Source organism: Pseudomonas sp. PAMC 25886 (assembly GCF_000242655.1).
Taxonomy (GTDB): domain Bacteria; phylum Pseudomonadota; class Gammaproteobacteria; order Pseudomonadales; family Pseudomonadaceae; genus Aquipseudomonas.
The window spans coordinates 1-25,948 of sequence record NZ_AHHC01000080.1 but is presented as its reverse complement, the minus strand read 5'-3'; the positions used below and the strand labels follow the sequence as shown (position 1 = coordinate 25,948).

19 protein-coding genes and 1 pseudogene are annotated in these 25,948 nt (G+C 61.2%); 11 read left to right on the top strand and 9 right to left on the bottom strand.

The features are described 5' to 3' along the window. The first annotated feature begins 3 nt into the window (after positions 1-3). The 4 genes from MUM_RS0125370 to MUM_RS0125355 all read left to right on the top strand — a co-directional run bounded on the left by MUM_RS0125370 (position 4) and on the right by MUM_RS0125355 (position 5,226). The gene (locus tag MUM_RS0125370) at positions 4-1,212 is read left to right on the top strand and encodes an acyl-CoA dehydrogenase family protein (protein WP_010175501.1); all 1,209 of its coding nucleotides are present in this window, start codon (positions 4-6) and stop codon (positions 1,210-1,212) included. Continuing rightward, entirely contained in the window at positions 1,209-2,648 is a 1,440-nt protein-coding gene (locus tag MUM_RS0125365) for an MFS transporter (RefSeq protein ID WP_010175499.1), read from the top strand. Before MUM_RS0125370 ends, MUM_RS0125365 begins: the two co-directional genes overlap by 4 nt. Beyond that, positions 2,648-3,160, top strand: coding sequence for a GNAT family N-acetyltransferase (locus tag MUM_RS0125360; protein ID WP_010175497.1), 513 nt, complete (start codon positions 2,648-2,650; stop codon positions 3,158-3,160). The genes MUM_RS0125365 and MUM_RS0125360 overlap by 1 nt, the downstream gene beginning before the upstream one ends. 260 nt (positions 3,161-3,420) lie before the next feature. Then, on the top strand, positions 3,421-5,226 hold the full coding sequence (locus tag MUM_RS0125355) for an ABC transporter ATP-binding protein (RefSeq protein WP_010175495.1): 1,806 nt from the start codon (positions 3,421-3,423) through the stop codon (positions 5,224-5,226). A 35-nt stretch (positions 5,227-5,261) separates the two neighbouring features. Here the strand turns inward: MUM_RS0125355 and MUM_RS0125350 are convergent, their stop codons facing one another. Then, a complete protein-coding gene (locus MUM_RS0125350; RefSeq protein WP_010175493.1) occupies positions 5,262-6,350 on the bottom strand; it encodes a sigma-54 interaction domain-containing protein in 1,089 nt (362 codons plus the stop codon). A gap of 22 nt (positions 6,351-6,372) precedes the next feature. Further along, on the bottom strand, positions 6,373-7,560 hold the full coding sequence (locus MUM_RS0125345) for an acyl-CoA dehydrogenase family protein (RefSeq protein ID WP_010175491.1): 1,188 nt from the start codon (positions 7,558-7,560) through the stop codon (positions 6,373-6,375). Positions 7,561-7,987: 427 nt separating this feature from the next. Between MUM_RS0125345 and MUM_RS0125340 the strand changes: the two genes are divergently transcribed. After that, complete coding sequence (locus MUM_RS0125340) at positions 7,988-10,093, top strand: TonB-dependent receptor family protein (protein ID WP_010175489.1); 2,106 nt, start codon at positions 7,988-7,990, stop codon at positions 10,091-10,093. Between the two features lie 170 nt (positions 10,094-10,263). Here MUM_RS0125340 and MUM_RS0125335 read toward each other — a convergent pair whose 3' ends face one another. The 3 genes from MUM_RS0125335 to MUM_RS0125325 all read right to left on the bottom strand — a co-directional run bounded on the left by MUM_RS0125335 (position 10,264) and on the right by MUM_RS0125325 (position 12,919). Then, positions 10,264-10,728: a hypothetical protein gene (locus MUM_RS0125335; RefSeq protein WP_029616095.1), complete on the bottom strand. Its 465-nt coding sequence runs from the start codon at positions 10,726-10,728 to the stop codon at positions 10,264-10,266. A 105-nt stretch (positions 10,729-10,833) separates the two neighbouring features. Further along, complete coding sequence (locus MUM_RS0125330; RefSeq protein WP_010175484.1) at positions 10,834-12,372, bottom strand: cryptochrome/photolyase family protein; 1,539 nt, start codon at positions 12,370-12,372, stop codon at positions 10,834-10,836. A gap of 4 nt (positions 12,373-12,376) precedes the next feature. Beyond that, complete coding sequence (locus MUM_RS0125325; RefSeq protein ID WP_010175483.1) at positions 12,377-12,919, bottom strand: DUF3833 domain-containing protein; 543 nt, start codon at positions 12,917-12,919, stop codon at positions 12,377-12,379. 601 nt (positions 12,920-13,520) lie between these two features. Between MUM_RS0125325 and MUM_RS0125320 the strand changes: the two genes are divergently transcribed. Continuing rightward, a complete protein-coding gene (locus MUM_RS0125320; protein WP_010175481.1) occupies positions 13,521-13,856 on the top strand; it encodes a DUF6124 family protein in 336 nt (111 codons plus the stop codon). A 242-nt stretch (positions 13,857-14,098) separates the two neighbouring features. On the opposite strand, the gene MUM_RS0125315 is transcribed toward MUM_RS0125320, so the two are convergent. Beyond that, positions 14,099-15,586, bottom strand: coding sequence for an aldehyde dehydrogenase family protein (locus MUM_RS0125315; protein WP_010175479.1), 1,488 nt, complete (start codon positions 15,584-15,586; stop codon positions 14,099-14,101). Positions 15,587-15,814: 228 nt separating this feature from the next. Here MUM_RS0125315 and MUM_RS0125310 point away from each other — a divergent pair, with 228 nt between their 5' ends. Next, positions 15,815-16,984, top strand: a complete 1,170-nt coding sequence (locus tag MUM_RS0125310) for a p-hydroxyphenylacetate 3-hydroxylase oxygenase component (protein WP_010175477.1) — start codon at positions 15,815-15,817, stop codon at positions 16,982-16,984. A 59-nt stretch (positions 16,985-17,043) separates the two neighbouring features. After that, a pseudogene (locus MUM_RS0125305) lies at positions 17,044-17,520 on the top strand (flavin reductase family protein); the annotation flags it as partial. A gap of 225 nt (positions 17,521-17,745) precedes the next feature. Here MUM_RS0125305 and MUM_RS0125300 read toward each other — a convergent pair. Beyond that, positions 17,746-19,074 carry a hypothetical protein gene (locus MUM_RS0125300; protein WP_010175472.1) on the bottom strand — a complete coding sequence of 443 codons (1,329 nt, stop codon included), beginning with the start codon at positions 19,072-19,074 and terminating at the stop codon, positions 17,746-17,748. A gap of 217 nt (positions 19,075-19,291) precedes the next feature. Between MUM_RS0125300 and MUM_RS0125295 the strand changes: the two genes are divergently transcribed. From MUM_RS0125295 to feaR, 3 genes are all read left to right on the top strand, one after another. After that, positions 19,292-20,791, top strand: coding sequence for an APC family permease (locus tag MUM_RS0125295; protein WP_010175470.1), 1,500 nt, complete (start codon positions 19,292-19,294; stop codon positions 20,789-20,791). Next, complete coding sequence (locus MUM_RS0125290; protein ID WP_010175468.1) at positions 20,772-21,356, top strand: DUF3156 family protein; 585 nt, start codon at positions 20,772-20,774, stop codon at positions 21,354-21,356. The genes MUM_RS0125295 and MUM_RS0125290 overlap by 20 nt, the downstream gene beginning before the upstream one ends. 117 nt (positions 21,357-21,473) lie before the next feature. Continuing rightward, the gene (gene feaR / locus MUM_RS0125285; protein ID WP_010175466.1) at positions 21,474-22,418 is read left to right on the top strand and encodes a transcriptional regulator FeaR; all 945 of its coding nucleotides are present in this window, start codon (positions 21,474-21,476) and stop codon (positions 22,416-22,418) included. 90 nt (positions 22,419-22,508) lie between these two features. On the opposite strand, the gene MUM_RS0125280 is transcribed toward feaR, so the two are convergent. Together MUM_RS0125280 and MUM_RS01000000132695 are read right to left on the bottom strand one after the other, a co-directional pair. Then, positions 22,509-22,868, bottom strand: a complete 360-nt coding sequence (locus MUM_RS0125280; protein ID WP_010175465.1) for a hypothetical protein — start codon at positions 22,866-22,868, stop codon at positions 22,509-22,511. A gap of 2 nt (positions 22,869-22,870) precedes the next feature. Then, positions 22,871-25,948 (bottom strand): RHS repeat-associated core domain-containing protein (locus tag MUM_RS01000000132695; protein ID WP_010175462.1); only part of this gene is annotated, 3,078 nt, incomplete at its 5' end.

Below are 25,948 nucleotides of genomic sequence, written 5' to 3'. Positions count from 1 at the left end.
GCCATGAGCAAGTTGTCTGCTGTACCCACGCCACCGGTTGTGACGGTGGCCGAACTGAACGCCCGCGCCGACCGCATCCTGCCGCAGATCGCCGCCGGCGCTGCGCAACGCGAGCGCGACCGCCAGCTGCCGTACGAGGCGGTGGCGCAGATCGCCCAGGCGGGGCTGTTTACCGTGCGGATTCCCAAGCGTTTTGGCGGCGCCGGTGGTTCGGTCAAGGACGTGATTGCCTTGCTGATTCGCATCGCCTCGGCCGACTCCAACGTGGCCCAGGCCCTGCGCCCCGGTTTCGGGTTTGTCGAAGGCTTGCTGGCCTCCCGCGCCGAGGGGGCGGAAGAGGAGCGTGAGCGCTGGTTCGAGCGCTATCGGCAAGGCGCCGTGATCGGCAATGCCGGCTGGGAAGTCGGTGGTGCCAACGGTTCTATCAGCGCGCGTATCGTGCGTGACGGCGAGCATTTCCGCGCGTCCGGCAGCAAGTACTACAGCACCGGTTCTTTGTATGCCGATTGGGTCAGTGCGGTGGCCCTGGACGAGAATGACCAGCCTGTCTCGTTCATCCTGCCCCGGGACCGCCAGGGCCTGGAGCTGCTGGATGATTTCGACGCCATGGGCCAGCGCCTGACCGCCAGCGGCACCACCCATCTGCATGACGTGCAGGTGTTGGCCAGCGAGATCCGCACCCGCACGGTCGAGGAGGGCAAGCGCACGATTGTCACGCCGTTCCTGCAGGTGTTCCTCGCGGCGGTGCAGGCCGGTATTGCGCGCAATGCGCTGAATGATGCGGTGACCTTCGCCAAGGACCATGCGCGGCCGATCAAGCACAGCAGCGCCACGCGCTCGGTGGATGACCCGTATGTGGAGCTGAGCGTGGGCGACGTTTCGGCCCGGGCGTTTACCGCCGAAGCGGTGGTGCTGCATGCGGCCGACTCCATCGACCGCGCCTGGGCTGCCGATCTGGAGGCGGTGGCCGTCGACCAGGCAGCGGTGGATGTGGCGCAGGCGCAATATATCGCCGCCGAATCGGCACTCAAGGCCGCCGAGCTGGTGTTCGACGTGGGTGGCGCGTCCACCACCGGCCGCGCCCATAACCTGGACCGCCACTGGCGCAACGCGCGCACCGTGGCCAACCACAATCCCCGGCACTGGAAGGCCGCGGCCGTGGGCGCCTGGCAACTCAAGGGCACGCCGCCACCGACCTCGGGGCTGTTTTGAACAAAGCCCTCGACCTTTCACACCCTTTGGGCGAGGTGGGCACCGGGCACGCGCGCCGGGTGCCGATGATCATCGGCTGTGCGCTGTTCATGGAACTGATCGACGCCACGGCGGTGCTCACGGCGCTGCCGCAGATGGCCCAGGATTTCGGCGAGCCGAGCGTGCGCATGAACCTGGTGGTGTCGCTGTACCTGCTGGCGGTGGCGCTGTTTGTGCCGGTCAGTGGCTGGGCGGCCGACCGGTTCGGGCCGCGCCGGGTATTTATCAGCGCGATCGTGCTGTTTACCCTGGCGTCGGTGGCGTGTGCCTGCTCGGGCTCGCTGCTGCAACTGTCCCTGGCGCGGTTGGCCCAGGGCGCTTCGGGGGCGATGATGGTGCCGGTGGGGCAGGTGATCCTGCTGCGCTGGTCGGCGCGGGAAAACCTCCTGCGCGCCATGTCTTACCTGACGGTGGCGGCGCTGGTGGGGCCGCTGCTGGGCCCTCCGTTGGGCGGGTTGCTGGTGACGGTGTTGTCGTGGCACTGGATCTTCCTGATCAACGTGCCGATCGGCGTGCTCGGGGTCATGCTGGTGCTGCGCTACATCCCGGACTATTCCGGAATGCCTGGCCAACCATTGGACGTTCCCGGCCTGTTGCTCAGCGGTGTGGCACTGGGCGGGCTGGTGTTCGGTTTCGAGGTGCTGGGCCACGGCCTGTTGCCTCGCCAGTGGGCGTTGCTGCTGATTGGCGGCGGTCTGTTGAGTGCCTGGCTGTATGTCCGGCATGCGCGGCGCACGGCCCACCCGTTGATCGATTTCTCATTGTTGAAAATACCGACCTTCGCGGTGAGCTTCTGGGGCGGCAACCTGATGCGTATCGGCAGCGCTTCACAGCCGTTTTTGCTGGTTCTGCTGTTCCAGCTGTGTTTCGGGCTTAACCCGTTGCAGGCCGGGCTGCTGAGCGTTGCCGGCGGCGTGGGGGCGTTCCTGATGAAGATGCTGGCGGTACGGATTGTCAGCCGCTTCGGTTTCCGGCGCACCTTGATCAGCAACGCCGTGCTCACCGGTGCAACCATCCTGGCGTGCAGCCTGTTCGAGGTATCGACGCCTTACTGGATTGTAATACTGGTGTTATTTGGCAGCGGGATCATTCGCTCGCTGCAATTCAGCACCCTGGGTGCGTTGACCTATGCCGACGTGCCACCGGAGCAATCCAGCCGTGCGAGTAGCCTGTCGGCGATGACCATTCAGTTGACGTTGAGTTTGTCGGTGGGCATCGCGGCGGGCCTGCTCGGCTTGATCATGGCCGTGCGCGGGCATGCCACGGTCGAGCAGAGTGATATCGCCTGGATCATGGCGGGTGCCGGATTGCTGTGTGCATTATCGGGGCTGGTTTATCGCAGGCTGTCGCCGCAGGCGGGCTCGGCGATTTATGCAAAACGCGCAGAGGGAATTTGATGATTCGTGCAGCACGTATCGAGGACGCGGGTGACATCGCCCGGGTGCATATCCGCAGTTGGCAGGAGGCTTACCGTGAGCTGATGCCCGTGGATTACCTGGCTTCGCTGGAGGCGACACAATCCAGGCGCGAAGCTGCCTGGCGGCAGTTGATCGAGCAGGGACGCGAAGCGGTGTGTGTGGCAGAGGTCGATGGGCAGGTGGTCGGCTGGATTGCCGTGAGCCCGAGCCGTGACGAGGACGCAGACCCCGGCAGGACCGGCGAAGTGCAGGCGCTGTATGTGCTGGCCGAGCATTGGGGAACCGGGGTGGGCAGGGCGCTGTGGCTCAGAGGCCTGGAGCATCTCGCAGGCCTGGGCCTGGAGACAGCGACATTGTGGGTGCTTGCCGGAAACCGCCGGGCCATACGTTTTTACCAGAACGCCGGATGGACAGCGCAGGCCGAATCAAGCCGTACCCTTACCCGGGGCGGTCGTGAGCTGGAGGAGGTTCGCTACCAATCGCAAAAGTGACGCTGAACTTGTGCCTAGGGAGCTTGCTGTGGCGAGGGAGCTTGCTCCCGCTGGAGTGCGAAGCGCTCCCAGGATTTTGGGGCCGCTGCGCAGCCCAGCGGGAGCAAGCTCCCTCGCCACAGCAGCTCCCTGCCACAGCAAGCGCCCTGCCACAGGTGATTCGGTTGTCTGTTCCATTTGCTGACCATCAGGCACCGACGGTGCCATTTTTTGCCTGAAAGCTGCGCGGCCACAGGCGTCATTCAGGAATGCCATTGGCCATGAGCTCGTCTTTTTCATTGTTTCGCACCTGGAATGTCCAGCACTTGCCGTCGACTCCGGCGGCCTTTGTGCGGCATTTCATCGGCCATTTCAAAGGTTGGTACCTGGCCATTTTGCTGCTGCAGATTGCTGCCGTGGTGTGTTCGATTCTGACGCCCTGGGGGCTGGGGCAGATTACGCGTACCGTCAGCAACGGGCTGGAGGCGGAGCGTGCGGTTGAGGTGTTGCAATGGCCGCTGACGCTGCTGAGTCTGCTCCTGGTGTGCCAGGTACTGTTTACCCGTGCATCCGCAGGCTGCCATATCCATGTCTTGCCGTTGCAGCGGCGCACGGTGACGCATGTGGTATTCGCCTATCTGCAACAGCATTCCCATCGTTTCATCAGCAATGAGTTCGCCGGGGCGCTGGCCCATCGGGTGGCGGAAATTACCCTGGGCGTGAATCAGACCCTGAGCATCTTGCTGTTCGACCTGATCCCGCTGCTGGTGACGCTGAGTCTGGCCACGGCGCTGCTGTGGACCGCGTCACCGCTGTTGGCGTTGTTCATGGCGGGTTGGTCGGTGGCGTTCATCGCTATCTGCTACGTGCTCGCACGCCGCAGTCATCCTCTCGCCCAGCAGTATTCGGCAGCACGCAGTACCAGCACGGGAAAGGTGGTGGATGCGGTCTCTAACCTGGCCAATATCCGTCTGTTTGCGCGCCACGCGTTCGAGCACAGCTACCTCGGCACCTTCCTGGACAAGGAGGTAGCGGCTGCCTATCGATCCTTGGGCTACATGGAGAAAATTCGCTGGTTTCAGGCCAGCTGTGGCGTGGTGCTCAAGCTGGGGCTGTTGTTGCTCGCGCTTTACCTGTGGCGCAGTCACCGCATCGATATCGCCGCGTTTGTGATGTCCACCAGCCTTTCGCTATTGATCATCAGCGATGTCGAAAACCTGTCGCGGCGCTTTCTCGAATTTTTCGAAGCCACCGGCAATATCGCCAACGGCGTACGCACCCTGATTCGCCCCCACGAAGTCATCGACCAACCCGGTGCCAAGGCGCTGCAGGTCAAGCGCGGGGATATCGAGTTTCGCGACGTGGGTTTCAGTTATGGCACCGGCCGGCCGATTTTCGAGCAGCTGAATATCGTCATCCCCGCCGGCCAGAAAGTCGGCCTGGTGGGCGCCTCGGGCTCCGGCAAGTCGACGCTGCTGAGCCTGCTGCTGCGCCTCTACGACGTGCAGCAAGGCCAGGTGCTGGTGGACGGCAAGGACGTGCGTGATGTGACCCAGCATTCGCTGCACCAGCAGATCGGTCTGATTCCCCAGGAGCCCGGTCTGTTCCACCGCAGCATTCGCGAAAACATCCACTACGGCCGCCTGGATGCCTCGATGGACGAAGTCGCCGAGGCGATCCATCGCGCCGGCGCCAGTGAGTTTATCGACAGCATGGAACACGGCTACGAGTCGTTGGTGGGCGAGCGCGGGGTCAAGTTGTCCGGCGGCCAGCGCCAGCGCATTGCGATCGCCCGGGTGTTGCTGAAGAACGCGCCGATCCTGGTGATGGATGAGGCCACCTCCAGCCTGGACTCGATCACCGAGCGTTTCATCCAGGACAAGCTCGACGAAATCATGGAAGACAAGACTGTCTTGGTGGTCGCGCATCGGCTGTCCACCGTGGCCCATCTGGACCGGATCCTGGTGTTCGACAATGGCCGGGTCGTCGAGGACGGCAGCCACGAACAACTGCTGCGCCAGGGCGGCCACTATGCGCGGTTGTGGAGTCGCCAGTTCAGCGATGCGCTGGACGAAGCGGTGCTGTGATCAAGCGGCGTACCGGGTACGCCGCGCAGTGCCGCTCAGATCGACAGGTGCAGCACCCGCTCATCCTTGGTGTTGGCCAATGGGCGGCGCTTGTTGACCTTCAGCTCGCCCAGGTTGATCAGTAAGGTGCGGGTCACGTTGCGGCTGAGCCCCAGCAACTCGGCGGTGTGCACCTGGTTGTGCTGGCAGAGCCGGTAGGCGGCGGTCAACAGGCTGCGCTCGACCTGTTCGTGGAGGTTGTCGATCTGCTCTTCGAACAGTCGCTGGAAGGCCTGGTCGAGCAAGTCATGGGCCGTGGTGCTGTCTTCCTGGCGTTCGATGCGCAAGTTGGACATGCGCAGGTCATCGGCCTGGATCACGCCGTCGCGGCAGATCAGCAAGGTGTGGTGAATGACGTTTTCCAGCTCGCGGATATTCCCCGGCCAACTGTACGTGGCCAGCCGTTGCTCGGCTTCCTTGCTCAAGATGATCTCGCCGTACCCCAGGCGGCGGGTGTAGGTGTCGATGAAATACTGCACCAGCGGCAGGATATCGCCGGGGCGATCGCGCAATGGGCTGAGTTCCAGGTTGACCACGTTCAGGCGGTAGAACAGGTCCTCGCGAAAATGCCCGGCGTTGATCGCTTTTTCCAACTGCACGTTGGTCGCTGCCAGCACCCGCACATTGATCGGAATGCTTTTGCGCGAGCCCAGGCGCACCACTTCACGCTCCTGCAACACCCGCAGCAGCTTGACCTGGATCGACATCGGCAGGTCGCCGATTTCATCCAGGAACAGCGTGCCGCCGTTGGCTTCTTCAAACCAGCCGGCCTTGGCGCTGAGGGCGCCGGTGAATGCGCCTTTCTCGTGGCCGAACAGTTCGGCTTCCACCAGGGACTCGGAGAACGCGCCGCAATTTACCGCCACGAAAGGCTGCGCCTTGCGGCCGCTGAGGTTGTGAATGTGGCGCGCCACCAGCTCCTTGCCGGTGCCGGTTTCACCGATGATCAGCACGCTGGCTTCGCTCGGCGCGACTTGTTGCACATGCTTGAGCAAGGCCTTGGACCTGGGGTCTTCAAACACCTGCGCGGTGGCGCGGATAGAGGTGGCAAGGGCGGGCGAGGGCGGTAAGGTCAGCAGTTGCATGGTGATCCCTTTGAATAAAAGATCAGGAATAAAAAGTCGGGATGGGCGGGGTACCGTTCAGTGCCCACTCCCCCAGTTCATGGAGTTTGTAATCCAGTGGGTCATGCAGGCTTTGGGTGCGCAGATTGCGCCAATGCCTGTCGAGCGCCACCGAGGCGTTGGTAGCCCGCGCGCCGGTAACCTCGAAGACCTTGCTACACAACTCCAGGCCGTTGCGGCTGGCGGCGACTTTGGCGGTGGCGATGGCAATGGCCGCTTCCCCGCGCTCCTCGCTGGTCAGTGCCGGCCCCTTGGCCCACGCCGTGTCCAGCACCTGGCCCGCGCGCTCCACCAACAGACGGGTGCTTTGCAGCGCCACCCAGAAGTCGCCGTAATGGCTGAGGATGTAAGGGTCCTGAGTGCTGTGGCTGGCGCTGGAGCGGAACCACGGGCGGGCTTCTTCCAGGGTGTATTGGCGCGCCTCTTCGAACGCGCCTTCGGCGATACCCAGGAAGATGTTGGCGAAGTGCAGTTGCGCAATCAGCGGGCGCAGGCAGGCGAACGGCGTGCTCAACGGGCCCGGGTCCAGCAGCAGGTCGGATTCTTCCACGCGTACGCGCTTGAAGGTCACGCTGCCGCTGTCGGTCTGGCGCTGGCCCATGTTGTTCCAGTCGTTGTGCAGGATGATCCCGCTGCGGGCACTGGGAATGGCCGCGATCAGCAACTTGCCGCCGGCGCTTTCATCGATGGCCGAGGCGATCAGCATTTCTGAATCGTTGGCGCCGGAGCAGAAGTTCTTCTGCCCCGAGAATTCCCGCCAGCCCGTGTGGCGCTTGACCACCGTGCGGGTGTCCAGCGGGTTCAGGGTGTTGCCCCAGAACCAGTTGTTGCTGGCGGTCAGGCTGAACCAGGTTTGCCACTGCGCGGGCGTGGCGAACAACCGGACGGTGGCAAGCATCAGGTGATGAAAACCGAATACATGGGCGATGGAGCTGTCGACCCGGGCAAATTCGCGCACCACCTCGAAGGTTTCCGACCAGTTGGCGTCCAGCCCGCCGAATTGTCCGGGAATGCTCAGGGACAGCAGGCCGCTGCTGCGCAGCTTGTCGCGCTCGGCTTTGGGCGTGCCGCCGGTGGCGTCCCGGTCGACGGCGGTGCGGGCGAACTCGCTCGCCAGGTCACGGGCAATCTCCAGCGGGGTCCTGCGGGTGCAGAGTAAGTTGACCGTCACGCGTGAATACCTCGTTGCTTAATAGTCGCAGATGCATGAATTGATTGACTGGCTAGAGCAAGAGCCATACCAAGTAAGGACAAGCCGATAACTTGCACCTTCTTAGAGGTGTGCAGAAAAAGAGAGTGTCGAATACACAACTTTTGTTGGTCAGCTGTTGGGATTTGCACAGTTGTGACGGAGCCCTGTAGACCGGGGCTTTGGTTATGCCTTTATCGATTGAACATATAATTGAATGTGTTTTTTCCGCATTGTTGTGAATCGAACATTTCACCAGCAAAGTGTTGCGCCTGTGGCGATTAAATAGGGCGATGGGCCCCTATTTGTTGATGTTTTGACGTGGCACGAACCCTGCAAAGTTGAAAATAGAGCGCGACTATACGAATAGATGCTCCAACTAATTAGAGACCCCAGGAGTATTGAGTCCATGCGGCAACTGTTTGAACCACGCGCTCGTCGTTTTGAGTCACTGGCCACCGCGTCCAGCCTTGGCGTGCTGTTGATGCTGATACACGGTGCGGCGTTTGCCGCCCCGGCCGACCCTACCCTGGCCACGGTGGTGGTCACTGGCGCCGAAGCCACCGAGGCGCAAAAGGCCGAAAAGCAGCTGGCCAGGGTGCCCGGCAAAACCGCGGTGATCGACAACCGCAAGATCGAACAGGGCCGGGCGGCGAATGCCGAGGACGTGCTGGCGTTGCAACCGGGAGTCTTCGCCCAGGCCACCAGCGGCTCGGGCGCCAACAAGATTTCGATCCGTGGTTCGGGCCTCAACACCTTCTATCAAGGCTATGTGCTGGGGATTAAATTCCTCTACGACGGCCTGCCGTTGACCGGGCCGGGCGGCACCCAGGAAGACATGCTGGACATGGCCTCGGTGGACCACACCGAGGTGCTCTACGGCGCCAACGCCTTCCGTTATTCGGCCTTGTCCCTGGGCGGCGCGATCAACTTCGTCAGCAAGACCGGGCGCACCGACCCGGGCAACTACGCGCGCTTCGAAGCCGGCAGTTTTGGCTACCGCAAACAGCAACTGAGTACCGGTGGCGTGGAGGGCGACAACGACTACTACGTCAGCATCCAGCACAACGAGCGTGACGGTTACCAGGACAACACGCCGAACAAAGGGCAGGGGATCGTCGCCAACTTCGGCCACGTGTTCAGCCCGCAACTGGAGACGCGCTTCTATATTCGCTACAAGGAAGAGACCCTCAGCCAGGGCAACACCCTGACCAAGTACCAACTCAAGCACGACCCCACCAGCAACCTCGTGCCCATCGGGCGCAAGAAGGACGGCTCGACCCTGCTGGGCAGCACCACCACCTACACCTTCGACGACAATGCCAAGCTCGAAGTCGGCCTGGGCTTCAACGATTACCCGCTGGACAACGGCTGGCGCTATTCGCCCACGCCCCAGGAATGGCGCTCCCAGGACGTCAACCTGACCCTGCGCTACCTGCGCACCGCCGACACCTTCTTCGGCCTGCGCAGCGACAGCAGCGTGACCTTCAGCAACACCCTGGCGTACCTGGCCGATGTGAAATCCCACAGCAAGGCCACCGGCATCACCCAGCAGAAAACCAACTACACCGGCTCCCGGGACACGGTGTTTTCCCTCGGCAACGAACTGCAACTGAATGACCGTACGTGGCTGTCCACCGGGCTGTCGTTGATTGATATCAAGCGCAAGGCGCAGATCGAATACACCACCGGCACCAATACCAGTGCGTTCCCCAGTGGCGTCGAATACGACGAGACCGACGTCGCCCCGCGCATCGGCCTGCGTTATCAGCTGACCCCGGAATTCGAAGTGTTCGGCAATGTCAGCCGCTCGGTGGACCCACCGGTCACTTGGCAACTGGGCAGCACCGGCACGCCGTATATCCGCGATGTGCGACCACAAAAAGCCAACACCGTGGAGTTCGGGATTCGCGGCGGCCACGGTATTTTCGACGGCAGCCTGACGGTGTACCGCTCGTGGGTGCAGAAAGAACTGCTGTCGGTGGTGGTGCGCCAGGCAACGGCGACCCAGGATCAACTGGTGGCCACCTCCAACGGCAGCGCGACGATTCACCAGGGCATCGAAGCCGGCTTGAATGCGCAACTGTGGGACGGCGGCAATGGCGACACCGTGACCTTGCGCCAGGCGTACACCTTCAACGACTTCCACTACCGCAATGACTCGGTGTTCGGCGACAACCAACTGCCGGGCCTGCCGCGCCAGGTCTACCAGGCCGAGCTGGAGTATCGCCAGGGCAGCGGCTTCTACGCGCAGCTCAACGCCAGGGCGGCGTCCAGTTATTACGTCGACTTTGCCAACTCACTGAGTGCGCCGTCTTACACGTTGTGGGGCGCGAAGGTGGGCTACGAGGCCCCGAGCAAGAAGTGGGAAGTGTTCGTCGATGCGCGCAACCTGAGCAACAAACGCTACGCCACGGCCACCAACACCGCGTATGACGCCAAGGGCCAGGACTCGGCCAACTTCTATGTGGGGGATGCGTTCAACGTGACCACGGGGGTTGCGTTTCACTTCTGACCGCAGGCCGGCGCTCTAACAAACAAAGGAAATCCTGTGGGAGCTGTCGAGCTTTAGCGAGGCTGCGATGGCGTCAGCACAGTCAACATGGATGTTGCCTGGCCCACCGCTATCGCAGCCTCGCTAAAGCTCGACAGCTCCCACATTTGATTTTTGTTGCGTCCAGAAACCTAGTTCTGCGGCCGTTGCTTGGTCGAGTCCAGCTCGGCCTTTTTGCCGGTGCTGATCTCGGTGATCTGCGCCGACTTGGCGATCGCAAAATCGAAGGTGTCCTGCATCTTGGCGATCGCATCGGTCGCGGTGCCGTTCAGGCCACCGTTGGCGGCCCAGTCGAAGTTCCACACGCCGGACAGGTTGTCGGCACCGGCCACGTCATGGGTTTCGATCGCGGTGAACACGTCGGGATGGCGCTCCATGTACTGGGCTGCAGCGCTGACATCCGCCGGCACCTTGCCCGAGGCGTTGCTGGCCAGTTGTGAAAGCTCTTGCTTGGTAATGGCCGACTTGCCCGTCTGGCGCATGTAATCAGCGACTACCTTGCTCGACTTGGCAATGTTCAACTTGTCGTCGAACACCGACGTTGAGGCTTTTTGAGTAGTCGGTCCGCCACCGGCGGGTGTTACGGTAGTAGACATCGGCGCTGCTCCCTCAATGGATTGGATGACATCGACGCCGACGTTAGCATGGGCAATTGGCCATTTATCGCCGGCTTCACAACAATTCGCAGCGGCCGGAAAATTTCACAGCGTTTCACCCGCATCCAGTCTGGCCAGCAGCATCTCGCCCCGTTTCCACAGTGCGTCCTGTTTGGATTCAGGCATGCGGTCGAGGTTTTTATACAGCATGGCCATGCGCTGATTGCCCCGCAACAGGTCGCCATGGCGCATCAGGAAGTGCCAGTAAAGCGAATTGAACGGGCAGGCATTCTCAGCGGTGCTTTCAGTGACGCTGTAGGCACAGCCTCGGCAGTAGTCGGACATGCGCTTTATATATTGGCCGCTCGCGCAGTAAGGCTTGGAACCGAGGTAGCCGCCATCGGCATGCATGACCATGCCCAGGGTGTTGGGCAGTTCGACCCAGTCGAAAGCGTCCATGTAGATCGCCAGGTACCACTCGCATATCTGGCTGGGCACGATCCCGGCCAGCAAGGCGAAATTGCCGGTGACCATCAGCCGCTGGATGTGATGGGCGTAGGCGTGTTTCAGGCTTTGGCCGATCGCCTGGCGCATGCAGTTCATTTGCGTCTCGCCCGTCCAGTAGAACTCCGGCAGCGGGCGGCTGTTGCCGAATGAGTTGCCGGCGGCGTAGTCCGGCATTTTCAGCCAGTAGACGCCGCGTACGTATTCACGCCAGCCAATCAGTTGGCGAATAAACCCTTCGGCAGCATTCAGCCCGATGCTGCCCGACCAATACGCCGCCTCCACATCGCTGCACAGTTGGCGCAGGTCCAGCAGGCCGATGTTCAGCGCGGCACTGATGCGGGCATGAAACAGAAACGGCTCGTCGCTGGCCATGGCGTCCTGGTAGTCACCGAACCCCGCCAGGCCGTAATCCAGAAAGTAATCCCAGAGTGCCTGGGCGTCGGCGTGGGTCACCGGGTAATCGAAGGTGTCCAGTGCGCCGTAGTGGCTGCTGAAGTGTTTACCTACCAGCGCCAACACGTCCCGGGTGATTGAGTCCGAGCTGAAGCGCGCCGGGTAGGGCGCCTTGGTGCCCTTGGGCAGCGCCTTGCGGTTCTGCGAATCAAAGTTCCAGGCGCCGCCGACCGGCGTGCCGTCACCGTTCAGCAGCAGCCCGCTCTTGCGGCGCATCTCACGGTAGAAGTACTCCATGCGCAGCTGTTTTTTGCCGCTTGCCCAGGCTACGAATTCGACACGGCTGCACAGGAAGCGACTGTCGGCGTGCCACTGGATCGGCAAACCGCAGTCTTTCAGGGATTGCTCCAGGCGCCAGTCCCCGCATTCAGTCAGGTGCAGCTCGCGCGCGTGCAGCTGCGAGTACCAGCGCTTTAACTCGCCGGGCACGGAGCCGGTGTTTTGCGGGTCATCCAGGCTGACGTACTGCACCCGAACGCCACGCTGGCGCAATGCCTGGGCAAAATGGCGCATGGCGCTGAAGATCAGGGCGATTTTCTGCGGGTGGTGGGGCACATGGCTGGCTTCCTCCATCACCTCGACCATCAAGACCGCGTCGCGCTGGCTGTCCAGCCCGTTTAACGAGGCCAGGTCAAACGATAACTGGTCGCCCAGGACCAGGCACAGCCGATGAGTCTCATGCATTGATTCAATGGGCCTCTTGGGCGGACTGGCGGCGGAAGAACAACGTCACCTGACCGACCTCGACGCCCAACTTGGACATGCTGGAACGATTGATCAGCGTGTCTTCGTCCATCAGGTACATCCAGTCGTCGAGGCTCACTTCGTAAACGGAGCCGTCAACCGGCAGGTTCAGGATGTAACGCCAGCGCAAGGCGTTGCCGGCCACTTCGCCCTTGGCTTCACCCACCACATCGTCGGCACGGCCGCGCCAGTGGCCCGGGCCGTCGGGCGTCAGGGTCCAGACACGCCGCTGGCGCGTGCCGTCGCTGTAGAGAAAGCGCTCGTCCAGAATCAGGTTTTCACCTTCGCGGCGGCTGGCGATATTCACCTCGAAACGCTTGGCCACTTCTCCCGAGCGTTTCTCGAATATCCCCCAGGCTTTGACCGGCTTGCTGAAGAAACGCACCAGGTCGAGTTGCGGCTGCTGGTCGGCATAGTGTTTGACGTCAACGCTGCCGCAACTGCACAGGCCGAGCACCAGGGCCAGTGAAACCAATAGACGGGTCATTGCATGTCTCCCTGAGCGGGCGTGATACAGCGGAAGCTTCGATACTTGATACTTGTACAAAATTATAAACTTGTACAGGTATTTAAAAGGCACCTGGCTGTATCCGCTACTGACCTGCATATTGATGGGCCGCTCACTGAGCCGTTTGATCGTTCCCACGCTCTGCGTGGGAATGCCGCCTCGGACGCTCCGCCCCGCTGCCGACGCGACATTGAAGCCTTGCGCGAGGGTGACGCGGAGCGTCACGGTATGCATTCCCACGCGGAGCCTGGGAACGATCAACAATGGGCATACGCCGGCAGCGGTATCGCCCGTTCCTACGCAGACCGTTCCCACATGGATTTCAGGTTGCTTCCAGTCCTTCTCGCCGCTAACCTTCGCGGGTCGCTGCCAATTCAGCGAACGGGTGTGGTAGCCCGGCTATTTCATAGATCCCAAAACGCTCAAGGGCGTTTTTTTGTGCGGGCTGCTTTGTGGCGGCTGTGCATGGGAGGCTTCGGCCTGCCGGGTTTCTATGACCGGTCTACCACCCCGTGTACAGTCGCCTCCTTAATCGTGTGGTAGCGAGCGTGGAGGTGCTTACTCATAGAGGAGCTTCACCATGAAAAAGGTCTCGCCCAACCCGCCGCATTACTTGAACGACCAGAAATTCCACGATGCTGCCCAGCGCGCATTCAAGCACTACGACCTCAACTCAGAACCTGCCGCTTCGCCTCCGTCCTCCAACAAACTATTCTCCGTACGTGCCGGCCTCAGCACCGAAGGCGCCTTGTGTAATGCCAGCGAGATTCTTGAATCGGCGGCTGTCAGCGCCTATGACTGTGCCGAGCATCTTGATGGGGCCAGCCGCAAGCAAGTGTTGGCAGTGGTGCAATTGGTGGAGATGGCGCAGTTGTTGGTGGATGAGGCGCTGAACCGGGAGTGTCCGGTGGCCTGATCACATCCGAAATCCAACTGGCAACATAAATCCAGTGTGGGAGCGGTTGGTCAGGAGAGCGGGTTTGTCAGCAGGCTCGCGATCACTCCCACGCTGATCGTTCCCACGCTCTGCGTGGGAATGCCGCCTCGGACGCTCCGCCCCGCTGCCGACGCGACATTGAAGCCTTGCGCGAGGGTGACGCGGAGCGTCACGGTATGCATTCCCACGCGGAGCGTGGGAACGATCGGTCGCCCGGTTTATCAGTAGCGAATCATCACCGACTTGAGCTCGGTGTAGTCCTCGATAAAGGCCCCGCCAAACTCACGCCCCACCCCCGAAGACTTGTTGCCGCCAAACGGCACGGCCGGGTCGAGCATCGTGTGCATGTTCACCCACACCGTGCCCGCGTTGATCGCCGGCACCATGCGCAGGGCCTTGCTCAAGTCGTTGGTCCAGAGGCTGGCGCTCAGGCCGTAGGGCGTGTTGTTCATCAGTTCCAGCAGTTCTTCCTCGGTGTCGTAGGGGAAGAACGTGGCGATCGGGCCGAAGGTTTCTTCGTTGAGCAGGGTGTCGTTGATCGTGTTGGCGAGAATCACGGTGGGCTCCACATAGCAGCCCGGGCCCTCGATCAGCTTGCCGCCGTGGACAATTGTATTGTTCTCGGCGCGGGCCTTGGCGAAAAACCATTCGAGTTTCTTTTGGTGCTGGCGGTTGGTCACCGGGCCGAATTCGGTGCGCTCGTCCAGCGGCGAGCCGATGTTCAACCGGCCAAGGCGTTGCGCCAATTTCTCCATGATCGGCTCGATCTGCGAGCGGTGGGCGAAGAAGCGTTCGGCCGCCGCGCAGATTTGCCCGGAGTGCAGGAAGCCGGCTTCGATGATGCCGTTGACCGCCTTGTCGAGGTCCACATCCCGCAGGAACCCGGCGGAATTTTTGCCGCCCAGCTCCAGGGTTGCCCGGGTCAGCCCGGCGCCCATGGCGCTACGGCCCACGGCGATGCCGGTGGGCACCGAGCCGGTAAACGAGACCTTGTCGGTGCCCGGATGCTCCACCAGGCCCTGGCCCACGTGCCCGCCACCGGTCAACACGTTCAGCACGCCCGCCGGCAGGCCGGCGTCGACGGCCAGTTCGGCGATGCGCAGGATGGTCAGCGGGGTGAACTCGCTGGGCTTGATGATGATGCTGCAACCGGTCACCAGCGCCGAGGCGAGTTTCCAGATGGCGATCATGGTCGAGAAATTCCACGGCACGATGCCCACCACCACGCCCACCGGTTCGCGCAGGGTGAACGCGGTGTAGCGTTCGCCGGCGAAGGAGGGCAGTGACGGGGTGATGGTCTGGCCGCTGATCTTGGTGGCCCAGCCGGCGTAGTACCGCAGGAAGTGCGCGGCCTGGTCCACTTCAAAGGCCCGTGAAATCTGGATGATCTTGCCCGACTGGCAGGTTTCGATCTGCGCCAGTTCTTCGCGATGTTGCTCCAGCAGCTCGGCGAGTTTCAGCAGCACATTGCCGCGTGTCGCCGGTGCGGTTTGGGACCATTGCCGGAAGCCGCGCCGGGCGGATTCCACCGCCGCGTCGATATCCGCAAGGTCGGCGTCGGCCACGTGGGCGATCACTTCGCCGTTGGCCGGGTTGGTCACCTCCAGGGTCTGGCTGGAATGGCTCTGGACGTAACTGCCATCGATGAACAAGGCATGGTTTCGACCAAGGAAGGCGTGGACTTCAGGCAGCAGCGCAATATCGCTCATGGGATTTTCCTGCTCGCAAAAGCCCGAGGTTAACCAGCCTGGGCGGCCCGGGCTTGTCTCTGTCTGCCGGACGATATGCCTGTGGCTGCCAGGCCTGTGGAAAGTGCAATCTTGGCTGTGGAAGGTGCATTTTCCAGTGGTGTTGCCCGTTCCATACTGGCCCCACATCCAGCGCCGTTCGTTGAGTTTGAACGCCAGCCGGACACCCAATAATAAGCAGGGCCGTCCATGAAAAAGCCAAACCCGCTCCTCGAAGACCTCAAGGCGATTCTGCCGACCATCGCTGCCAACGCCTTCCAGGCCGAGCAGGACCGCAAGGTTCCCGACGAGAACATTGCGCTGCTCAAGAGCATCGGCATGCACCGGGCCTTTCAACCCAAACCCTTTGGTGGCATGGAAATCTCCCTGCCGCAATTTGCCGACTGCATCGCCTTGCTGGCCGGCGCCTGTGCCAGCACCGCCTGGGCCATGAGCCTGTTGTGCACCCACAGTCACCAGCTGGCGCTGTTTCCCGCCAAGCTGCAGCAGGAAGTCTGGGGCGATAACCCGAATGCCACTGCCAGCAGCAGCATCGCGCCGTTTGGCCGTACCGAGGAAGTGGAAGGCGGCGTGCTGTTCAGCGGTGAGATGGGCTGGAGCAGTGGCTGCGATCATGCCGAGTGGGCGATTGTCGGTTTCCGTCGCAAGAACGTCGAGGGCAACCAGGACTATTGCTTCGCGGTACTGCCCCGCAGCGACTATCAGATTCGCGACGACTGGTTCGCCGCCGGCATGAAAGGCAGCGGCACCAAGACCCTGATCATCGACAACGTGCTGGTGCCCGAACACCGTATCCAGAAAGCCAAGGACATGATGGAAGGCAAGTCCGCCGGCTTTGGCTTGTACCCCGACAGCAAGATTTTCTACTCGCCGTACCGGCCGTATTTCGCCAGTGGTTTCTCCACGGTGAGCCTGGGCGTGGCCGAGCGCATGCTTGAGGTGTTCCGCGAAAAAACCAGGACCCGCGTGCGTGCCTACACCGGCGCGGCGGTGGGCGCTGCGACTCCGGCGCTGATGCGTCTGGCCGAGTCGACGCACCAGGTGGCGGCTGCCCGGGCCTTCCTGGAAAAGACCTGGCAGGAACACGCCGAACACAGCGAGCAGCACCGTTATCCCAGTCGCGAAACCCTGGCGTTCTGGCGCACCAACCAGGCGTACGCCACCAAAATGTGCATCCAGGCGGTGGACCGCTTGTTCGAGGCCGCCGGCGGCAATGCGTGGTTCGAGCACAACGAAATGCAGCGCCTGTTCCGCGATTCCCACATGACCGGCGCCCATGCGTACACCGATTACGACGTGTGCGCGCAGATCCTGGGGCGTGAGCTGATGGGGCTTGAGCCTGATCCGAGCATGATTTGACGCCGACCCGGCCATCACCACAATCAGGACTGCGCGTTGATGCAGTCCGGGAGTCTTGCATGTCTGATAACAGTTTCGACCCACGGGCTTTTCGCCGGGCCCTCGGTAATTTTGCCACCGGCGTCACCGTGGTCACCGCCGCTGATGCCAGCGGGCGCAAGGTGGGTGTCACCGCCAACAGCTTCAACTCGGTGTCCCTGGACCCGCCGCTGGTGCTGTGGAGCATCGACAAGCGCTCCAACAGCCACGAGGTGTTCGAGCAGGCCAGCCATTTTGCGGTCAACGTGCTGGCGGCCGACCAGATCCACCTGTCGAACAACTTTGCCCGGCCCAGGGATGATCGTTTTGCCGAAATCGAATTCGAACCGGGGGAGGGCGGCTCGCCGGTCTTCGCCGATTGCTCGGCGCGGTTTCACTGCGAGAAATACCAGCAGGTGGACGGCGGCGATCACTGGATCATGATCGGCAAGGTGGTGGCGTTTGATGACTTTGGTCGTTCGCCGTTGCTCTATCACCAGGGGGCGTATGCGCGGATTGAGGAGCGGCAACCTTAGGGCGAACACCTCTCTCGAGGATTGATGCAGGTTTAATGTGGGAGCTGGCTTGCTGTGGTGAGGGGGCTTGCCCCTCGTCGGGTTCACCACAGATTGATGGGGCTGCTTCGCAGCCCAACGCGGGGCAAGCCCGCTCACCACAGCAAGCCCGCTCACCACAGCAAGCCGGCTCCCACATTTGATCTTCATCAGCTCGTTGGATCTGCGCTAGAACGGCACGGCCACGGTGACCTGGCTGTAGACGTTGGTACCGTTGCCCCCCACCTGATTCCCGCCGTTGCTCTCATCCTTGTTCGGCTTGTACAGCCCCAGCAGCGGCGTGATGATCAGGTGTTCGTTCACCGCCCATTCCGCGTACAGGTCCAGTTCGCGTCCGTCCAGATCCAGCATGCCGCCCTTGCTCAAGGTCTTGTAGTCGAAGAACAGCGCGCCGACGGTCACGCTGTCCAGCGGCTTGACCTTCAACGCCACGTGTTGCACCTCGGTATTGGTATTGAACGGCCCCGAGTAATTGCCGGCCACTTCGCCCTGCACCCAGGTGCCGTAGCCCCGGTTGAAGCCCGAGAACATCGCGTCCCAGTTTTTTGAATAGCGGCTGTAGCGGTACGTCAGGTCCGGCGACCAGGGCAGTGCGGCGAAGGTATAGCCGCCTTCGGTGTACCAGGCCTTTTCCGGGCCGGCGTCCTTGTCCTGCCAGGCGTATTCAAAGGAAAAGTGCGCGTTCTCGATCCCGGCATTGCCGGCGCCCCGCAGGCTGTAGATGTTCATGCCGGCGCGCTGTTTTTGCAGGTCATTGGCATAACGGTCGTCGACGCTGATGCCGTGGATATAGGTCAGGCCCACGGTGCCCGGTGCGGCGGTGTAGTCCAGGGTGCCGGCAGCCATTTCAGTGTTGGCCTGGGCGCGGTTGTCGGACTTGATCCACATCACGCTGCCATGCACGCCGTCCTTGCCGCCCAGGCGCAACACGGCGGTTTGATCAAAGGCATGGCGCGCGGCGATGTAATAGGCGCCGCCACGGTTGAACTTGCCGTCGTCCACGCCCTTGCCGAGGTTCGGGCCGTCGTCGTTGATGATGAAACCGTCGCCGAGCATGATGACCTGGCGGCCGAACGACAGGTCCACGCCATCCTTGCCCAATCCCGGAAACAGCTCGCCCGAGCGCCAGCCGGCGAAGGCTTCGTCGAACTTGGTGGTGCGCTCGCGGCCGGTGGTCACGCCAGACGCGTCGCCGTCGCCCCAGGTGCCGGAGCTGACCAGGTTGGCGGTGCCATACACGCTGCCCAGGGCGCCGAAGCGCTGGTCGATGCTCAAGCCATACTTGATGAACCCTTCGCGCCACGTTGAGCCGCCGGTGGTGCCGTCGTAGTTCTTGCGGCTGTTGAACAGGCCGTACACCGCCAGGAAGTTGCCGGTGACGTGGGTGTCGTCATCGGCATACAGCTCGAAGGCCTGGGCCGATGACTCGATGATCATCAGCGCGATGCCCAGGCTGATGGCCCTGTACAGGTGACGGATTTGTTGTGTGTGCTGCATTGTTATAGTCCCCAACAAGGTGAATTGAGGGAGCATTAGGGCGAGCGCCGCCGGGCCAAGTCTTTCCCCTGCGTGCCAGGCAATTGACCCAGGCCGCCAGTGGCGGGGTGGTGGCAGGCAGCAACAAAACCGGCGGCAGCCAGGAGCAAGACGATCAGCCAGGGCGGGGCGCAGAGTGCCAATACTTCTAAAAATCCGCTTCTTGAGGATCCGCACCATGTCGATCAACGACCGGCTCACCGAACATTTGAAACGCGGCACGGTGGGCTTTCCAACCGCGCTGGCGAGCACTATTGGCTTGATCATGGCCAGCCCGGTGATCCTCACCGCGACCATGGGGTTTGGCATCGGCGGCAGTGCCTTCGCGGTGGCGATGTTGATCGCGGTGGTGATGATGCTGGCCCAGGCGACCACCTTCGCCGAGGCCGCCTCGATCCTGCCCACCACCGGCTCGGTCTACGACTACATCAACTGCGGCATGGGCCGGTTCTTCGCGATTACCGGCACCTTGTCGGCGTACCTGATCGTGCATGTGTTTGCCGGCACCGCGGAAACCATCCTCTCCGGGGTGATGGCGCTGGTGAACTTTGAACACCTCAACACCCTGGCGGAATCCGCCGGCGGTTCGTGGTTGCTGGGGGTGGGTTTCGTGATTGTGTTCGGGGTGCTCAATGCGTTTGGCGTCAGCGCGTTCGGCCGGGCCGAGATCATCCTCACCTTCGGCATGTGGACCACCTTGATGGTATTTGGCGTGCTGGGCCTGATCGCGGCCCCGGCGGTGCAGCTGGACGGCTGGTTCGGTGAGTCTCTGGTGGGCACCGACCTGGTCACCATCCTGTCGCTGGTGGGCATGGCGATGTTCATGTTTGTCGGCTGTGAATTCGTCACGCCGCTGGCGCCGGACCTGCGCAACTCGGCCAAGGTGATGCCCAGGGCGATGGTGCTGGGGCTGCTGGGCGTGGCCACCTGCATGTTCATCTACGGCGCGGCGATGAAGCGCCAGGTGGAAAACGTATTGATCGACGCGGCGGGCGGCGTGCACCTGCTGGATACGCCGATGGCCATCCCGAAATTCGCCGAGCAGGTGATGGGCAGCATTGGCCCGATGTGGCTGGGCATCGGCTTCCTGTTTGCCGGCGCTGCAACCATCAACACCCTGATGGCCGGTGTGCCGCGAATCCTGTACGGCATGGCGGTCGACGGCGCGTTGCCCAAGGTTTTCACCTACCTGCACCCGCGCTTCAAGACGCCGTTGCTGTGCATCCTGGTGGCGATGCTGATCCCGTGCCTGCACGCGTTGTACCTGGGGGGCAACACCGACAACATCATGCACTTGGTGCTGGCCGCCGTGTGTGCCTGGAGTTTCGCTTACCTGCTGGTGACGTTGTCGGTGGTGATTTTGCGAATTCGCCGTCCGGATTTTCCTCGCGCCTACCGCTCGCCGTTCTTTCCGCTGCCGCAGATTCTGTCGAGCATCGGCATCCTGCTGGGCATGTGGTTTATAACCCCGCCCGGCATGAACCCGGCCGATATCTACATCCCCTTTGGCGTGATGCTTGGGTGCACGGCGGCGTACGCGCTGTTCTGGACCCTGGTGGTGCAGAAGGTCAATCCATTCAAGCCCGCCTCGGTGGAAGAGGTGTTGGCCAAGGAGTTCGCCCATGAGCCGGGTCCGTCGCACAACGGGTATGTCAGCCATGCTGCAAAAACTGTCTGAACTGTTCAGCGCCGGGCGTGCGCCTGCCGGGTATCGGCCCGGGGTTACGCTGGAACACCTGCGACGTAACCTCGGCCTGGCCGGTTACGAGGCATCCGGCCCGACCACGGCCCGGGTGGCCCTGGACGCACTCGGGTTGCAACTGGAGATCGTCGAGCGCACCGAATCGCAGTTGTTGATGCACCTGGTGATGACCGAATTCGTACTGCGCATCCCTGCCTCGCAGCAGGGCACGGCGAGCTTCGAACTGCACCACACCGGGGCTGTTCGACGCACCGGAATCCGCTGTCGGCAGCGGTCGGGAGACAGGGACGTTTTAACGCTTCTGCAAACCGAACTGCAGGAGGGCAGCGCGTTGCATCGCGCCCTGATGCCGCTGGATTTCAAGCGCCTGCGCATCGACCTGCAGGATCACCAGTGGTGCGTACGGCTTGAGCATATGGGCGGCAGCGAGGTGGTCAACCGCATGCCGGCGTTCCGGCGCTACATCGCCTTGAACAGCACTCAACGCGCCTGGCTGCTGGACGCGCTGGGCGGTTTCCAGCGCGCATTGCAGGCTCACTGATCGCAGGATTTGGCATCAATAGTGCAAACACCTTGGCAGACACGTACTTGTTGCGCGCATATAGATAACATGTTAACTATTGCCCGACAAAAACAAAAAGCCAAGGTGGAAACAACCATGAGCATGCAACAGATTGGGCAAGACGGGCTGGACCGCTGGACCCGGGATCTGCGCGCGGTTTGCGGTCACTTCGACACAGAACTGGCCTTCAACCGCTCGCTGTTCATCGGCAGCATCACCACCTTTTCCCGCGGCGGTTTGCCTTTGGCCAACCTGCGCACCAACGCCGGCCTGATCAAACGCCCCAAGGCCCGCGCCGACCACGATGACGACCAGAACTGCTTCCTCGTCAGCCAGCGCAGCGGCTACTGCCAGATCACCCAAAACGGCCAGAGCGTGCAACTTGCCCCCGGTGAATTACTCCTGATGGACTCGGTGGGCTCCATCGACATCACTCCGTTCGGGCTGATCGAACACGCGTCCCTGTCCTTGTCCCGCGCAGAGGTGTGTAAACAGCTTGGCAACCAGCCCAAGACCTTCGGCAAAATCTCCTCAAGCAAAGCCTGCGGGCGCATGTTGCACGTGCTGATGGACCAACTGTGCAAAGACGCGCTCAACGGCGAAGGCGCGGTCGGCGAGGGGCAGGCGTTGCAGTCGGCGTTTGTCTCGCTGCTGGGCTCGGCGTTTGAGCAGGAAGATGACGAGCGCGATGATTGTGGCGGGTTGCAGGGCAGCAACCTGCGCAGCTATGTGCAGAAGGTCATTGATGAATCGCTGACCCAGCCAGGGCTGAGCCCGGTGGGGTTGGCGAGTCGATTGAACATCTCGGTGCGGCATTTGTACCGGTTGTTTGAGGAACAGGATGACAGCGTGTGCCGGTACATCCAGCGAGCGCGGTTGAAGCGCAGTGCGGATGATTTGACCAACCCGTTTTTGCGCAGTGAGTCGATTACGTCGATTGCGTATAAGTGGGGGTTTACGGATTCGGCGCACTTTAGTCGGTCGTTCAAGAAGCAGTTTGAAGTGTCGCCGAAGGATTTTCGGGCGGGGCGGTTGCAGTAGGTGAGGTGAAGTTTTAGGGGGCGAGAGAGGAGGGGAGGGCTTTATGAAAGTCCCCCCTTTGCTGTTGTCCGCGTTAATGGCTTCTGACTATTAAATACTTTCCGTGGCTTCTGCCTGATATCGGATCAAACACCCGAGTAAAACTCTCATAAATTGGCGCTGGTCGGAAATTTCCTCATCGAAGTATGTGTCGAATAGGTAAAATATGGAGTCGAAAGTTTCGCCAGTGTTCAGGAAGTGCTCGAGTGTGTCGATATACCATTGCCGTTCTTCATTGTTATATAGGATGTATTCAGGTTTAGTTAGCTCGTCAAATAACTCCGCAAGTTGTTTGTCGTCATTGACGTCTTTGGAGACTATTATCTCCTCCCGCTCGAGGTCTTTAGTGTTTTCGATGTTGTAGGTGAATAGCAGGCTTCTAATGATCGAAAGCTTGGGTTTTAATTTCATTTTTAAAAGTCCGTGTAAGCAGTTTTAGGGTTCCCATTTGTATCTAATATGACGATGGCTTTCTTTTGTTGCCCGTATTCAAAGCCATCTCTCTTGTATCCTTCTCCGATAATTTTCCCCATGTCCATTGGGTCGCGAGATGTACCTATGTTTGTTTGCTTGAGTATAAGTTGCGCCCGATAAATAGCATTTAATTGATCTCGATGGCTAAGGAAATGAGTGGCGGCAGAAGGCGGTCTTGGTTGTCCAGTTCTCCTTCCTCTATCGTGTATCTCAACTATCCCGGTAGTAGGATTTCTACCCGTCGTTACCCTTTCGAGTTGAGATGCCAGCGACGTCTGCGCCCCATGCTTTTCCAGAAAATGCGCTCCGGGTGTTGCTTGTTCAAGTTCATCAAGACGGCGGTATGCATTCGCCTCGCCAAGCTCATCAATTCGTGCGCGTCGTTCGGCCTGTGTCAGACGAGGTAAAGCAGGCTGGCCTTCGTTAACCGTAGTTTTTTCGGTCGGATCTCCAACCCCGACATCCGGTTTACAACCGTTCGCACCCGGACAGGTATTCAACCCCAACGGATCCACCCACCCCGTAGGGTTGGGCACGTACTGGTATCCGTTCAGCCCGCCCGCCAGTTTCACGGGATCAGGCGTCAGATAGCGACCAATATCCGGATTGTAGTAGCGATGACGGTTGTAGTGCAGTCCGCTTTCCGGGTCGAAGTATTGGCCCTGGAAGCGCAGCGGATTGGTGAGGGTGTTGACGTCCAGCTTCGCGATTTGGCCGTAGGCGCGGTAGTGCGCGGACCAGACGATTTCGCCGTCGGGGGCGGTGAGTTCTTGTGGGGTGCCGAGGTGGTCGAGTTGGTAGTGGAAGGGTTCTGCTGCTTCCGGGCCGTAGCCTTTCAGCAGCGCTAACGGGCGGAAGCTGTTGGGTTCGTAGATATAGCTTTGGTGGTGATCGGCGCTGTGCTCGGCGACCAACATGTCGCCTTGCCAGAAAAACTCGGTGGTTTGGCCTTTTATCGTTTTGGTGATGCGCCGTCCAAACGGGTCATAGCGATAGCTGGCCTGGCGGCCGTCGGGTTGGGTGACGCTGATCAGCCGATGCTGGCAGTCATATCGATATTCGGTGACCAACTGCTGGTCGCGGCCCCGGCGTTCACGCAGCAGATTGCCAAAGGCGTCATAGTCGTAATGACGATCGCCTTGCATCAGCAGGCGGTTGCCTTTGATCACACTCGGCCCCACGCGGTCTTGCATCAGCAGGTTGCCCGCCGGGTCGTGGGCGAAGCGTTCCTGCAGGTCGTGCGAGTGGTTGGCGCGGGTCAGGCGGTCGAGTGGGTCGTAGTGGTAGTCGTGCTGGCCTTTGCGGGTATCGAGGATGCGGGTCAGGTTGCCGCGTTTGTCATAGTCGTATTGGCGGCGCTGATGGCGCTGTTCCTGTTGGGTAATGGCATGGGCGTGCAGACGGCCCTGGTCGTCGTAGTGGTAGTGGCTGAGGAGCTGTCCCTGCTGGCGCTGGTGTTCGCGGCCGGATTTGAACAGGTGTGAGGTGAGTGGGTTGCCATTCAGCTCGATGGTGGCAAGGTCGCCACCTTTGTCGTGATGGAAGGCGAGGCGGTTGTTGTCGGGCAGACGCAGGTAGTTGAGTTGCCCGCATTCGTCGTAGCGGTAGCGCAGGGTGCCCCAGCCTTGGTGTTCGGCAGTGAGGCGGTTTTGCAGGTCGTATTCGTAGTGCAGCGGCCAGTGGCCGTCGTCGACGCTGAGGAGATTGCCGAGGCGGTCGTAGGTGTAATCGACCATGCTGCGGTCTGGCAGGGTTTTTCTTACCAGGCGACCGGCGCTGTCTCGCTGATAACCCGTAACCAGCTGACTGCCATCGTCGCCGTACTCGGTCTTTTCCAGCAGATGGCCGGCGAGGTCATAAACGTAGGCGGTACGTCGGCCATCAAAGCCGGTTTCCTGCTGGATCAGGCCGTTGGCGTGGTACTCGAGCTGATAGGTTTCCCCGACCTCGTTTTCAATCTCGGTCAGTAACAACCGGGCATTGTCGTAACGGTATTTGAGCTGTGTGCCATCGGGGTTGATGCGGCGGCTGATCAGGTGCAGGCCGTCGGCATATTCGTAGCGAGTAACCCGCCCCAGTTCGTCGCGCTCGGCGGTGATTTTTCCGTACGGGTTGTAGCTGAATTCGCGAGTGGCGCCGCCCGGCTGAATCACCTTCAGCAAACGCCCTACGGCGTCCCACTGATACTGGGTCAGCGCACCGTGCTCATCCTCGCAGGCTACCTGCCGCCCAAGGTCGTCATAGCGATAGCGCCGCACACCGCCATTCGCCAATTTCTCTTCGGTGAGCTGGCCACGCTCGTTCCAGATAAAGCGCTGGCTGCTGTTGTCCGGGTGCCAGACACCGGAGAGTTTTCCGTGTTTGGTGTAGGTGTATTCGGTGTAGTTGCCGTCCGGATCGGTCTTGCGGGTGATATCGCCCTGGTCGTTACGCTGGTATTTCCAGACCGCTTCACCACGGCGTACAACTCGGACGAAACCGTTGTCATGCTCGTAGGACGTGGGCGCATCATCCCCGGGAAACAGCGCAATCAACCGACCGGCTTCGTCGTACTGATACGCCGTCACCGCCCCCAGCGGATCCTGTTCGACCGTCAGCCGGCCTTTTTCATCGTAGGATTTGAAGTGCTCGGCACCGTCCGGATCAATCCGTTGCACCAGCCGTGCGCGCTGGTCGTGGACGTAGACTTCCTGGCTGCCATCGGCGTTGTGGACGGTGACAGTGCCGTTGTCATCCCACACATACCGCGTGTCCATTTGGGAAAAGCTGGCCCAGTGGCGGATACACCTTGCAGATTTACCGGACCGTTCCCACTCCCAGAGGAAACTCGCCCCACCGGCCAGTTGTCGTTCCAGAATCACCTGCTGATCGTCGTACCGATAACGCTCGCTTTCGCCGACAGCATTGGTCGCCTCGATCAACCGCCAGGCATCGTCGTACCTGTAGGAAACAACGTTCTGCTCGGTAATCCAGTCCAGCTCCCGCTGCACCTGATAGTCGACGGCAACGATGTGCCC